18 protein-coding genes are annotated in these 13,230 nt (G+C 28.0%); 2 read left to right on the top strand and 16 right to left on the bottom strand.

Features of this window, described 5'->3' with window-relative positions; translation table 11 throughout:
• Nucleotides 1-14 precede the first annotated feature (14 nt).
• Entirely contained in the window at nucleotides 15-458 is a 444-nt protein-coding gene (locus B3B03_RS14185; RefSeq protein ID WP_346847119.1) for a GNAT family N-acetyltransferase, read from the top strand.
• 111 nt (nucleotides 459-569) lie between these two features.
• Here B3B03_RS14185 and B3B03_RS14180 read toward each other — a convergent pair whose 3' ends face one another.
• From B3B03_RS14180 to B3B03_RS14150, 7 genes are all read right to left on the bottom strand, one after another.
• The gene (locus tag B3B03_RS14180) at nucleotides 570-1,034 is read right to left on the bottom strand and encodes a hypothetical protein (RefSeq protein WP_346847118.1); all 465 of its coding nucleotides are present in this window, start codon (nucleotides 1,032-1,034) and stop codon (nucleotides 570-572) included.
• Between the two features lie 13 nt (nucleotides 1,035-1,047).
• Entirely contained in the window at nucleotides 1,048-1,731 is a 684-nt protein-coding gene (locus B3B03_RS14175; protein ID WP_346847117.1) for a DinB family protein, read from the bottom strand.
• A 63-nt stretch (nucleotides 1,732-1,794) separates the two neighbouring features.
• The gene (locus B3B03_RS14170; RefSeq protein WP_346877652.1) at nucleotides 1,795-1,995 is read right to left on the bottom strand and encodes a hypothetical protein; all 201 of its coding nucleotides are present in this window, start codon (nucleotides 1,993-1,995) and stop codon (nucleotides 1,795-1,797) included.
• A 27-nt stretch (nucleotides 1,996-2,022) separates the two neighbouring features.
• On the bottom strand, nucleotides 2,023-2,247 hold the full coding sequence (locus tag B3B03_RS14165; RefSeq protein WP_346877651.1) for a hypothetical protein: 225 nt from the start codon (nucleotides 2,245-2,247) through the stop codon (nucleotides 2,023-2,025).
• Nucleotides 2,248-2,533: 286 nt separating this feature from the next.
• Nucleotides 2,534-3,448, bottom strand: coding sequence for a MerR family transcriptional regulator (locus tag B3B03_RS14160; RefSeq protein WP_346877650.1), 915 nt, complete (start codon nucleotides 3,446-3,448; stop codon nucleotides 2,534-2,536).
• 120 nt (nucleotides 3,449-3,568) lie between these two features.
• Nucleotides 3,569-4,438 carry an AraC family transcriptional regulator gene (locus B3B03_RS14155; protein ID WP_346877649.1) on the bottom strand — a complete coding sequence of 290 codons (870 nt, stop codon included), beginning with the start codon at nucleotides 4,436-4,438 and terminating at the stop codon, nucleotides 3,569-3,571.
• A gap of 88 nt (nucleotides 4,439-4,526) precedes the next feature.
• Nucleotides 4,527-5,279 carry a sugar phosphate isomerase/epimerase family protein gene (locus tag B3B03_RS14150; protein ID WP_346877648.1) on the bottom strand — a complete coding sequence of 251 codons (753 nt, stop codon included), beginning with the start codon at nucleotides 5,277-5,279 and terminating at the stop codon, nucleotides 4,527-4,529.
• Nucleotides 5,280-5,431: 152 nt separating this feature from the next.
• Here B3B03_RS14150 and B3B03_RS14145 point away from each other — a divergent pair, with 152 nt between their 5' ends.
• Entirely contained in the window at nucleotides 5,432-5,788 is a 357-nt protein-coding gene (locus B3B03_RS14145; RefSeq protein ID WP_346847112.1) for a nucleotide pyrophosphohydrolase, read from the top strand.
• 517 nt (nucleotides 5,789-6,305) lie between these two features.
• Here B3B03_RS14145 and B3B03_RS14140 read toward each other — a convergent pair.
• The 9 genes from B3B03_RS14140 to B3B03_RS14100 form a co-directional block, all read right to left on the bottom strand.
• Nucleotides 6,306-6,980, bottom strand: coding sequence for a hypothetical protein (locus tag B3B03_RS14140; protein ID WP_346847111.1), 675 nt, complete (start codon nucleotides 6,978-6,980; stop codon nucleotides 6,306-6,308).
• A 27-nt stretch (nucleotides 6,981-7,007) separates the two neighbouring features.
• Complete coding sequence (locus tag B3B03_RS14135; protein WP_346847110.1) at nucleotides 7,008-7,676, bottom strand: DUF4352 domain-containing protein; 669 nt, start codon at nucleotides 7,674-7,676, stop codon at nucleotides 7,008-7,010.
• A 173-nt stretch (nucleotides 7,677-7,849) separates the two neighbouring features.
• Nucleotides 7,850-8,299 (bottom strand): DUF2712 domain-containing protein, encoded by a 450-nt coding sequence (locus tag B3B03_RS14130; RefSeq protein ID WP_346847109.1) that lies wholly within the window; start codon nucleotides 8,297-8,299, stop codon nucleotides 7,850-7,852.
• A gap of 116 nt (nucleotides 8,300-8,415) precedes the next feature.
• A complete protein-coding gene (locus B3B03_RS14125) occupies nucleotides 8,416-8,883 on the bottom strand; it encodes a DUF2712 domain-containing protein (RefSeq protein ID WP_346847108.1) in 468 nt (155 codons plus the stop codon).
• A gap of 199 nt (nucleotides 8,884-9,082) precedes the next feature.
• A complete protein-coding gene (locus tag B3B03_RS14120; RefSeq protein ID WP_346877647.1) occupies nucleotides 9,083-9,637 on the bottom strand; it encodes a hypothetical protein in 555 nt (184 codons plus the stop codon).
• Nucleotides 9,621-10,295, bottom strand: coding sequence for an ATP-binding cassette domain-containing protein (locus B3B03_RS14115; protein WP_346847106.1), 675 nt, complete (start codon nucleotides 10,293-10,295; stop codon nucleotides 9,621-9,623). Before B3B03_RS14115 ends, B3B03_RS14120 begins: the two co-directional genes overlap by 17 nt.
• 31 nt (nucleotides 10,296-10,326) lie before the next feature.
• On the bottom strand, nucleotides 10,327-11,199 hold the full coding sequence (locus B3B03_RS14110) for a hypothetical protein (protein ID WP_346847105.1): 873 nt from the start codon (nucleotides 11,197-11,199) through the stop codon (nucleotides 10,327-10,329).
• On the bottom strand, nucleotides 11,192-11,956 hold the full coding sequence (locus B3B03_RS14105; protein ID WP_346877646.1) for a hypothetical protein: 765 nt from the start codon (nucleotides 11,954-11,956) through the stop codon (nucleotides 11,192-11,194). The genes B3B03_RS14110 and B3B03_RS14105 overlap by 8 nt, the downstream gene beginning before the upstream one ends.
• Nucleotides 11,943-12,767 carry a hypothetical protein gene (locus tag B3B03_RS14100; protein WP_346847103.1) on the bottom strand — a complete coding sequence of 275 codons (825 nt, stop codon included), beginning with the start codon at nucleotides 12,765-12,767 and terminating at the stop codon, nucleotides 11,943-11,945. Before B3B03_RS14100 ends, B3B03_RS14105 begins: the two co-directional genes overlap by 14 nt.
• Nucleotides 12,768-13,230 lie beyond the last annotated feature (463 nt).

The raw sequence follows: 13,230 nt of genomic DNA, 5'->3' as shown, positions 1-13,230 counted from the left end.
TGGAGGAATTCTAAATGAATTTAAACATGTTTAGATGCGGTATCAATGAAATTTCATATATTAAAGATGCCATTATTAATGTTAAAAGCGAAGAAGATCCATGTTGTTTTAACAAGAAAGCTATAGAAAAATTTTTATCCAATGACGATAATTTGTTTTATGTTGCAGCAATGGATGAAAAAGTTGTTTCATATGCAATTGCTTATGTTCAAAGTCGTCTGGATACCACCCAAAGTATGATTTGCTTATATGAAATAGGTACATTAAAGTCCTGTAGAAAAAATGGTATTGGCAAAAGATTAATTAATAAAATTATTGAAGACGGAAAGTTAAATAATTCAATGAAAATATGGATTCCAACAAATATAAGCAACTCACCAGCATGTAAATTATATAGTAGTATTGGAGCAGAGGAACCAGAAATAAAGGATGACATTATTTATAATTTCAGATATTAATCATAATGCATAGATAAGTAAATTAAGGTGTAATAATCAAAATTAAGTGATTACTTGCAAAATACCCCATTATCCAAAATAGAATAATGGGGTATTTTTATTTTTACATAATTATTTATAATTATTTATTTCTAACTCTGCTTCCACAGGTAATTTTTCCTTTAAAATATTAATAACTTTCTGGTAATCACTGGTTTTAAAATGAAAGGTTTGCTCCATAAAACCACCAAATAGTTTAACTTTTACATCCTTTGAATTAGTTAGTTGAACTTTCTCAATCTCATTCCACAATATAATCTCTTTATATCTATACATTGATATAAAGCCTTGGGAGCTAATTCCTCCCTTAATCCAGCTGCTTATAAACGTAAAAATACATAACATTCCTATTACATAATGAATCCAAGTATTAGCATAAAAATACATAATGCCTATGAGAATAATAATACCAAACAATACAACAACAATCTCTATAAGCCTTTTTCTTATTGGTATTATTAAGGCTTTTATATATTTTAGCTGCTTTAGTATTATTAAAATTAAAAGCACTGAAATAATAATGTCATTAATCTTCATTTATATCCTCCTGTTATAAAGCCTTTGATTTAGACTTCTTTTTTGCACTTAAAGATTCATTTATGTGTATCACTTGATGTCTCGTCATTGGCATTAATATAATTCCCGCTACATTCTTTCTACCCCAAAAATCAATAAGCCAATTTGATGCCTTTACATCCAATACTGCTCTCTCGTCTAATATACGTTGCAATCTGTGTTTATCAAAGTTTCTTTTCATATCCTCAGTGGAAAGATTCTCTACTATGTATCTTGTCCTTCTTCCTACTTCAATTCTATAATTTTTTAATTCTTCCATATTTATATTTTTACTAAATTCCATAATATCATCTTCTGACATTGCATTACCAGTATCTGTGATATTGGAATTGATTTTTTCTTGCCAATTTTCCCTATTAAATATCTGTTTATCGCCTGCAACTAATAAATTCATTGTTATATCCTCTATCCTAGTACAATGCCAAATGCCATAGGCGATAGTACGTCCCTTTTGATTTTGTGAAGTTCTAAATGTATTTTCATCTAACCCTTCCCGTAATTCATCTTCAAAAGTTTTTTTATCTACTCCTGACATAATGGATAAATGGACCATTGAATGCAAACTTAAAGCCAAGCTTTTACTTTCTTGAATTTTATCTGGTTTCAATATTATCTTTCTTAATTCCTTAATATCATTGTTCCATGATTTTAAATCCACTTAATATACTCCCCTTTATTTGTTCCCTATGGTTTATAATTAATTATCAACTCTAAAATTAATTTAGTGTTTTACCTTTTTAGTAGCTACATAATCTACTAGCTTCCCCAATGCAAACCCAATAATAAGACCAGAACACACTCCTATCGATCCACGCCAAGAGTATGAAGAAAAGGTTCTATCTATGTAATATCCTATTGACATTCCAAAAAGAGCAAAAATACCTGGAGTGTATATCTTGTTACTTCTTTTATTTTTTATCAAGCACTTCACCTCTATAAATGTTATTGATTATAAAAATAACATATAAATAGCTACTCCCCCTGTAAAAATTACAGCTATAAATAACATAACTGCTTCAATTTTTCTATTATCTTTATAACTTTGTATTCCATTAAAAATATTTATTAAGGCAACTAGTAAAAGCATAATAGGAATATTGTTCCACTTACCTGTAATGTTTAATATAGCTACAATAATAACTAGAATAGTTAATAATATTTTTATTTTCTTCAATTGTGCATACTCCTTTGATATTTTTTCTTAAAGTTAATTATTAACTCTAAAATTAATTATACACTAATAAAAGTAAATTTAAAATAATTTTACCATAGACAACCTTAGTAATTATCCTGATGATTTACACTAGCATTTCTGCATTGACTTATAATCTAAATATTTTTTATCCTCAAATTGCTAAAAAACACTGCATATTCATTTCTGAATGTGCAGTGCTTTAAATTGATTAAACTTTAAACTAAGATATTATAGCTAGTTATATAAATGCTAACGATTCTAAAAGTTATTTTTTAGTTATTGGCTCCAGCAGATTTAAATAAAAATCATTTCCTTCACCACTAGGTATGTGTTCCTCAAGACATAGACGGCTTTCATCAACAGCATATGCATTATTATCTTTCAATAATCTCATTAATGTTTGCCATGAATCGTATACTTCATTAGTGCTATTTAACGATGCATATAGGCCACCTAGCAACCTTTTTTCTTCAAAATATTCTGGAATTACAACCTGTTCTGGTACAGTAATAGAAGCTGCCCATCCATACTCTGTACAACCTGGACTATATGCGGTGGTATTAAAACCAAAAATTCTAGCAGTACCCATTAAATGTTCTGACTCTGCCCAATCCAAAACTTTTTTTAGTGCTTCATCCTCTGGAGAAGTGCTTATCACATTACATACTGCTACCCTCATATCAGGTAAACTAACAATTCGTAATGCTCCTGAAGTAATTGCGTTATTTGCCATAATAATATCCTCCCATTGCTCTATCATATTATTTGTAGAAATGATTTGAAGTGCCAATGTTTCTTCCATATTCACAAGGTATTCTGACTCATTGGATGGAAGCTCCGTGGAGTTTATAATTGAAAGACATTTACTTAACAAGTTTTTTTGCTTAGTAATTACAATATTTTCTTCACTTAGCTTATTAATTTGATTTCTAATAATCTTTGAAGCAACTTTAGGGTCTGCACTGTCAATGATGATTTTTACAAATTTCAAAGGAATATCCAGTTCCCTAAGCAATGTTACAAGACGTATTCTCTGTAGTGCTTCATCATTGTACATACGCCAACCTGATTGTGGATCTCGGGTACTATAGAAAAGCCCCTTGTCTTCCCAGTGACGAAGTGTACGACTGGTTAATCCAAATTGTTCCGATACCTGATGAATTGGTTCAAAATGGCTCATTTAACCACCTCCTTTTTCAATCTATGAGGTCCTCATAAGAAAATAATATCATTTGACGCTACGTCAATTACAAGGGTATTTTAGAAGTTTTTCTAATAAGTTGCAATTATTTAATATTTTTTACTTTTTAATAATAGCAATCCAAACTTCTTGATGATTTTCTTGCATATAGCATTCAATTACAGGAAGATCAGCTAATTCATATCCTGAATTAGGAAGCCATTCACTATAAAATTGCTTATAAACCTTTTGAGTCGCATCTGGCAGTTCTCCATTAGCTTCAAAAATTGCCCATGTTGCAGCAGGGTAAGTAAACTCTTTCATTCCTTCAAGTACTGGAACATGTTTGCAGTTTGGTACATCAACATGATTTGTCACCGCTATGATGTATTCCATTTCTTCCGACTCTCCCCATTGTCCTCCTTGAGCAATTCCTAAAAAACCTGCAGGTCTATAGTCGGGAAAGTTGTCAAGGAACATTTTCATAGTTCCATCCTTCCATGAGTTTTCCCAAATCTGAGGAATTACTTCAAAGGCCTTGGCTGTTTTTACTTTATGTGATACTCCCATTACTCTAAATTCAGGCCACTGTTCAATTTGATAATTCATATGATTTTCTCCTTTTATTGAAATTTGAAAGGAGAGCTTAGGACAGGATTTCAACTGTACAGTTTCATTTCTAACACTTGAAGGTAGTACTCCATGAAACTTTTTAAATGCCCTGGTAAATGAATCTTGAGATTCATATCCATACTTTAAAGAAATATCAATTATTCTTTCTGTGCTATTTAATAAATCAAAGGCTGCCATTGTTAATCGTCTGTTTCTTATATATTCCGATAAGGGCTTTTCCGCTATATATGAGAACATTCTTTGAAAATTGTAGACAGAACATCCAGCAATTTTTGAAATAGTTTCATAGGATATTTCATCATGAAGGTTTTCTTCTATATAATTTATAGACTCATTTAAATTTTTTATCCAATCCATTCTTCTCACTCCCAATTTAATAGTATCTTTATAAATATATTTACACTCGATATTTCATGCCCTATTTTGTAGCCTCATTATTATAAATTTACTTAGTTGTATTTCCCTTCTTTGAAGCTTCAATTATATTTTGAATTATTTTTTTAGATTCTAAAATATTCTCATCTGTATCAACAACTTCAAATATGATTTTTCCATCATAGTCCTTTAAGTAATTTTGAAAAATTAACCTAAAGTCAAGTTCACCTTGTCCAATAGGAAAATGTTCATGCTCTACATCAAAATGCTTATCTGCTATATGTATGCATTTAGGAAATTTCACTTTAAGTATTTCTTCCAAATGATTATAGTCATCTATATGAGCAATATCAAGGAGTAATTCAACATCTGGGTTTTTATCAAATACTACTTTTAAGTCACTTGGTGTATAGTTAATCTTGTCCATTACACTATTATTCTCAATATAAAGTTTTATATTGTTCTTTTTTAATAATTGGTTAGTCTTATAAATGTTGTCAGCAAGTAGATTTATAGTTTGAGAATTTATGATAAGACTTTTACATACGGGATGTATAATAACCTCTGTATGATTTAAATATTTTAATATCCTAATCAATTCATTATTATATTTATCATAATCATCAATATCATATACAGCATGAATTATTACTGGGAATTTTGAATTTAATACATATTCTTCTTTAGGAAATAATACCTTATCAAGTACTAATTCCCCTTTACTAAACCAAATTTGCATAAAATCAAATTTGTTTGATTTTGAAAAATCAATTTCATCTTTATAATTATTAAACCATCTTATACTTCTTCCATATTCTATCATAGTTATATATCCCCTTTTTTAATTTTCCGCACATAGCTCTAAAACTAAATATAAATTAATTGTACACCAATAAAAGTAAATACAAAACAACTTTCGTGATATAATATGTCTAATAAGTAAATAATTATAAGTTTACTGTTGGAGGTAGAAAAATGGCAGATTTAAAATTATCAGAAATTATGATCATGCAAAAGGAACTACAGGAAAAATATAAAGAAAAATGGACTCCTCTTTGTGCAGAGAATGGTCGTAACAGCTTGTTATGGATGATAGAAGAGATGGGAGAAGTAATAGCGATAATTAAAAAACGTGGAGAAAATGATATTATGAATGATGAAACAGTTAGAGCTGCTTTTGTTGAAGAAATGGTTGATGTTATGATGTTCTACAACGATGCATTGATGTGCTTCGGGATTACACCTGAGGAATTTTCAGAAGCTTTCATAAAAAAGCATTGTAAAAATATGAATAGAGATTTTGATCTTGAACATAAAAAATATCTGCTTTAATATTACCTGAATTAATCATAGTAAAATTAAATAGATTTAAAAGTATCAGATTTTTCGGCTCAAAAATAAGCTTACAACCTTAAACTATTACGAACTAAAGTCCAGTGATTTCGAATCACTGCACTTTTAAATTAAATATATTACATACCTATAATATATTATCAACACTATTTTAAAACAGAGTCAAAAATAAAAGTAGAAAAAAATATACTTATTGCAAATAATGCAAATAAGGCAAACATATTTAGAATCAAAAATACTGTATCTAAAATAGTAGCTAATTTTTTTCTTTTTCTAACATGCTACTCTTTTGTATCAAAGGAAATGCCACTAAGCTACCAACTATATAAAATATGTTAATTACTAAAAGATTTATAGCTACTGGAACTTCAAAAAAAATTTTGTAATAAATTCTATATAAATCACCTCCTGATATAGTTGACTATACAATATTTGATAAATAATTCAACATTGGATTTCTTTTCTTATCTTTCTATTCTAAAGCTTAATAATAAAATTAAAAATTTACTTCTACAAGTCTTTTCTTATCTTCGTCTTCTTTTCTGGTTGTGGCATCTTGCCTTTCAATTACAAGCCGCCCTTTATTAGTTTTTAATGATTGATCTGGAATTATGAATATAAGATCATAAGTATATTCTACTGATGGCTCAAACTCTGTTCTAAAATAATCTTTTCTCTCAAAACCATCTAATTTACTTGAAGAGACGCATTCACTATAATCACATTCATTAGTACTATTATTTTTATATACTACTAATCCCATACTATTTAAGTAGAGCTCCTTAACTTCTTTTGTATTATTCACAATAGTTAAATTAACTACTACATAAGAATTCTCTCCAGTTATGTTTCCACTTTCATCAAATGTATATCGTTCACTCCAATTTGTAGGTGCAGGAAAGTTTCCTTTTTCTTTTGATTCCATTGCTGAATTCACCTTATATGTATAAGGTCCAAAGGTAAACTCTTCTCCTACTTGAAAAATCCTTTTTTCACTTTCTTCTTTTGCTTCTTCTTTTTCAAGATTTCCTTCATCTTCTGCTACTTCTTCATTCTTCCAAACATTTTCTCCTGGAATAGGCATACCTTTAACTATAAGTATATAGATACTGCAAATAAACATTCCTGCTATAATTATTATGCAAATTACTTTACCCATTTTTCCTTTCACTTTTTACCTCCTTATATGAATATTCATTTAATGAAATTTTACTTCTACACATCTCATCTTATCTTCATATTCTTTTTCTGTTGAGGCATCTTGTCTTCTAATTACAAGCTGACCTTCATTGGTTTTTAATGATTCATCTGGAATTATAAATACAAGATCATAGGTATATTCTACTGATGGCTCAAGCTGTGTACTAAAATAATCTTTTCTTCCATAACCTTCTAGTTTACTTGAAGATAAACATTCACTATAATCACATTCATTAGTATTATTATTTTTATATACCGCTAATCCCATGCTGTTTAAGTAGAGTACCTTAACTTCTTTTGTATTATTCACAATAGTTAAATTGACTACTACATAAGAATTATCTCCAGTTATGTTGCCATTTTCATCAAATGTATATCTTTTTGAATAATCTGTAGGTGCAGGAAAGTTTCCTTTTTCTTTTGATTCCATTGCCGAATTAACTTTATATGTATAGGGTCCAAATGTAATCTCTTCTCCTATTTCATATAGCCTTAATTCACTTTCTTCTTTTTCAAGATTTCCTACATCTTCCTCTGCTACTTCTTCATTATTCCAAACATTTTTTCCTGGAATAGGCATACCTTTAACTATAAGTATATAGACACTGCAAATAAACATGGTTGCTATAATAATTTTTAAAATTAATCTCCCCATTTTTTCTTTCATTTTTTAATCTCCCAACACAATACTAATATAAAATTATATTTTTTTATAATATTGAACATGTCAAAATGTATACTAAAAACCTTCAACTTGAACACTTTTAAGATTTTCGTTAAAAAAGATTGTAAAATACAAATATATATCCTACAATCTTCTTTCTTAAATTTATCCTTAAATTATATGCTATCTGGACTCCATTTTCCAGATAAATATACCCTTAATTGATTTCCTGTCATACGAAGTTGTGCAGCATTATAACCTTTTTCATTTACATTATTAAGTAACTTTTTAGCTTGTCCCTTACCTACTAATACATTTCCATTGTAATTGCAGCATTCTTGCTGAGTTGGTCTAACAGAAGCATTACCAGCATCGTCGAAGACAGCATAGCCCCCCCATACATCAACGTAAACACTACAAGGTGAACCTAAATTAAATATATATGCTGATGAGTCATCTGACTTATATCTATATTTTGTTTCCACTATATTGTATCCAGAATAAAACTCTTTAAAATCAGTATCTACATAGTTATTTGCTTCAGCAATAGGTACTTTTACTGTCATTATTGTCATGAGTACCATTCCTAACATAATTCCTTTAAAAATATTATTTTTAATTTTCAATTGTCTTCCCCCTCTAAGAATAGGATGTCCTTTAATCCTATCTTGATAAATTTTTATAAATATAACTCAAACAATTAATCAAATCATAAGTATACTATTTTATTTTCGATATTTTATTATATACTATCTGGACTCCATAACCCTGATAAATTTACCCTTAATTGAGTTCCTGTCATTCTAAGTGATCCAGCATTATAATTTCTTTCATTTACATAGTTAGGTAACTTTTTAGCTTGTCCTTTTCCTACTAATACATTATTCTGACTAACATTACAAGAAGCTTCTTGTCCGTCATATTTATAAAAAACCATTCCTCTGCCATCTCTAGCAATTTCAAACTTACCTCTAGCACCCCATACATCAACATAAACACCACAAGGTGACCCTGAATTATTTATATATGACGAAGAGTCATCTTCCTTAGGTCTGTACTCCGTATTCACAGTATTATATCCTGAGTAAAAACCTCCAAATCCAGTGTCTGTATAGTTATTTGCTTCTGCGATAGTTAATTTAGCTGACATAATGGTCATAAGCGTCATTCCTAACATAATTCCTTTAAAAATATTTTTTTTAATTTTCAATTGTCTTCCCCCTTATTTAATAGGGTACGTTAACCCTATCTTAAACTTTTAAAATATAATTTGATTAATCATTTTAAGTTCTATGCATTTTATTATATCTTGAAAATTTTACCTTATATACGTAAAGTATTTACAAAGATAACTCCCCTAGTTTTTTTGTTATTAACTTTAACAATAACTACTTAGAGCTTATATATTATTAAATCTCAAGTTTAACATACTTTTTTATTGGATATATATCTAATGTTAAACGAAATTTTACTTCCTCAATTCTTTTCCAACTACTTTTATCATATTGAAAATCAAACATTTCATAGGGTAAATCTAATGTGATTTCTTCATTTGGGGCTAAAGTTAAGCTTGGACTTGCCTCTTCTCCATTAATTGTAATAAACATTTCATAATTTAAACCATTATGCCAATCAATAGATTCTGCTTCAAAAAAATCACATTCTATGCTTTGCTCTTTACTACTTGTATTCTTGAAGTTAACTGTTGCTACAATAGCTTTTCTTTCATCATTCTCAAAAAAAGTAGATTCTTCTAGATTCATATTTTTTATTTCATTGTCAGATATAAACTTAGCTTTTTCTACCTTTACTGTAATTCCTCTATATTCAAAGGTATCCCCTAGGTTATAAGCTTCTACAGGTGCCTGAGGATACTTATTGTTTATGTAATTATATCTTAGTCCAATTACTATAACTAAAATAAAAATAATAGCCAGTGATATTACTTTACTTTTCTTCTTCATAACTATCACCTTCCTTTTGGCGTTTATTATATGGTTTTAACCTTCCATTTTCCATAAAGAAAATTTCATCAGATAAAAATTCTAGTTCCTCACTATCATGACATGAAATAATTATTAATGCTCCTGCATCACGATATTTTTGTAATGTTTTTCTTAAAGATATTACACTACTTTCATCAAGGGCATTAGTTGGTTCATCTAGAATAATTATCTCAGGCTCTTCCATTATTGCAGCTGCTATTCCTAGTTTTTGTTTCATACCTAATGAATACTTTTTAAACTTCTTTTTTTCCTTTGGATCAAGTCCAACCATAGTTAATACTTCATTAATTTTATTATCATCTATCTTGCCTTGTATTTCTGATAATATTTTAAGATTTTTAAATCCGGAATAATTAGAAATAAAACCTGGACTTTCAATTAAGGCTCCCAAACTGTTTGGAAAAGAAATATCCTTTCCAAGAACTTGTCCATCAATTATAACTTCACCTTCAGTTGGTAAAATAAGACCACAAATAGCTCGCATTAACATAGTTTTCCCTGAACCATTTTTTCCTTTTAATCCATATATTTTACCATTGGTCATTTTTATATTTATATTATCAAGAATTAAATTTCCTGAAATTCTTTTTGTTAAGTTTCTTACTTCTATCTCCATATTCATGCTCCTTATTTTCTCATTTAAATAATTACTTTTCTAAAATATCATACCTTTTAATTTTATTTGCTCCTATAAATATGGTTGCTATTGATAATACTACACATATAACTATTCCATATACTATACTTACTCCACTGTCTCCAATGTTTAAATTACTACGTAATATCATTAAATAATTACCTATAAAAAATGAATTACAATAAAAAGGTGTTAGAGTTAAAACAGTAATGATAAACATGTTACTTATAATTGAATTAGTAAAGAGTGAAATTAATAATTGTATTAATGAAAAAGTAATGGATGTAATAAGTGGAAGTATTATTCCGACTACGAGTATTCCTTTAAAATTAAACTTTGAAATGTCTAGATTTGATAATATCAGATTTAGCTCCTTTGATAGTTCCAGTGATAATCCTCCGTGGAAAAGTGAAAAAACTGTTATGACAATGATAAAAATCGTATAATAGATTAGAACATTATATATGACCCATAGACACTTAGAAAGCCACCATGAAACTCTGCTTTTAGTTCTAATTAATACCTGAATTCCTGATTCACTTAAATCCTTCAATGGAAAATATCCAATGATAATGCTTAAATATATATTTACTAAAAACCATTGAGGCAGCTTATCTTGTAGTTCAACTGCATTTCCATCAAAAACATTCATTCCTCTAAACATAAATAATATAAAATCTGAAAAAGAGATTTCTTTACTAATCTTATTAAATTGTATAATTTTTTCAGCTCTTATTTGAAATACAAAACATAAAAATATAAATATACATAGGGCTATTGCATATCTTTTCCATCCCTCTATAGTACCTTTATAAAAATCATGTTTAATCTGTAAAAAGAAACTTCCTTTTTTCTTTTCATCACCAAATTTTATATTATTCATAATAAAATTCCTTTCTTTTTCCCAGAATAACTCCTAATATTATTGCTATTAATATAAGAACTATGCCATATAAAAACCCAATAATTAATTTATAGATGCTATTAATTGCTGTGTAATCAATATTTATCACTTTACATACAATTGGTACTGAAATTTCTAAAAATCCCAAGGTTACAACAAACAACCAGCTTATAATCTTCTTATTTGTTATCCAATATATTAATAATGAAATAGTTAATATTAGAACAATTCTGATAAAGGAACATAATAAAAACATTGTAATTACATAGTTTAAACTTATAGAGCTACATACAGTTTTATTTATTTTAAAGTAAATACTATTCACATTATTCCAGTTTATAAAGTGTGTAGTCATTAATCCCCCAAAGAAATAAGTGCAAAGGGAAATCCATATTGAAGAAAATATAGATAATAGGCTTATCTTATATACCTGCTTTATCCATAATAAAGTCCTACTTTTTTGTTTTATAATACTATTTATCCTTAGGTCATCTTTAATAATGTTAAAAAGCATAAAATTTGCTAAAATCATAATTTCAATTCCAAAAAACCAATATGCTGATACGTATATAAATGCATCTGCCACACTTTGAACATTATGAGTAAACACTCCACTTCTAATATGAAATAAAATTATAATAGCTAAAATAATCATATATCCTATGATTATTAGATAGTTACATTTTATATTTCTTAAAAACTCTTTTGTCCAATTTTTTAAATTAGTATATATCATCTTTCACTCCCTTGAAGAAAAACATACCAAATGTAATGATTGATAATCCAATAATTTCTCCTAAAACTACATATCCATTACATACTTCAAATCCTGGCTGCAAAAAATAGAAGGGAATATATTTAGCTAAATTAAAAGAACCTAGTACTGTGTAAACAAATATATATACTATAAATGGTGTAATTAACGCCATGAACCTATATTCAATGAAGAAACTCACTGATAACCCAATAGTAGCTATCAATCCACTAAAAATAAAATCTATCATTAAAAATCCAATTAAATATATATAAGGATGTGTAAAAAATAATTTACTCCATAAATGTGTTGGTCCTATTGCAAAGCTTTGAGTTACTTGAGGTACAAATGAGGGTAAAAACATAGCTGCAATAATCAAATTAACAAGTAGTGGTATAGTTATAGCTAATCCACCTGAAATGAAGGTAGCTATATATTTTGCTAAAAAATAATCCTTCTTTTTCGTTCTAATAAGAACATTTTTTATATATCCACTTTTTCTGTCAGTAAAAAAGGTATCTGCAAATGGTATTGCCGCTAACAATGGCAATAAGGCAAAAAATATATAGCTCTGTGGAAGTATATTAATATTACCAATCCACGCCTGAAATACGGTGGTTGGGGACGCCATTGGATAATTATCCACCACAACCCTTTCATTAAAATTGGCTATTGGGATAACATATGTAAAAATTTGTGACACTGTAATTAATAGCCCTAAAAAAAGTACAAGAGCCATAGTTTTACTTTTAATCGCTCTACTCAATTCAATCTTTATAAGTTTATTTTTCAAAATCTCACCTTCAATTCTAATAAATCACTTTAGTATATTTTTTACTATATTATTACATTTTTCATTAAATAACAAATTTAATATATTTATAGCGTTAACTTCTGTCAATTTATACATATTTATTTGTTTGCTTACAGAAAGCAAATATTAAAATGGTTACCTTTAAAGTATATCAAAATAAACTTTTAATTAAATAAAAGATACTTGAAAAGTCTAAATCTTAACTTAAGTTTCTTATTTTAAAATTATTTAGACTTTTAGAAGTAAATTTAAGTGAAACTTACTTTAATAGCTAATTTATAAAAGAAACTTAAATTGTAAAATATATAAATTATTTTCAAAATATAATATTGCCAAATGAACGTAAATGAACTATTGATATAGCTTATTATATAGAAAGAGGAACATTCAATTGAATTCTCTGATAAAATTTTAGAACAATCACCTGAGAATAAAAAAATCA

This window comes from Clostridium sp. UBA5712 (genome assembly GCF_002419845.1).
GTDB classification, from domain to species: Bacteria; Bacillota; Clostridia; order Clostridiales; family Clostridiaceae; genus Clostridium_J; species Clostridium_J sulfidigenes.
The sequence above is the reverse complement of the archived record's forward strand: the minus strand, read 5'-3'. Positions and strand labels throughout refer to the sequence as shown.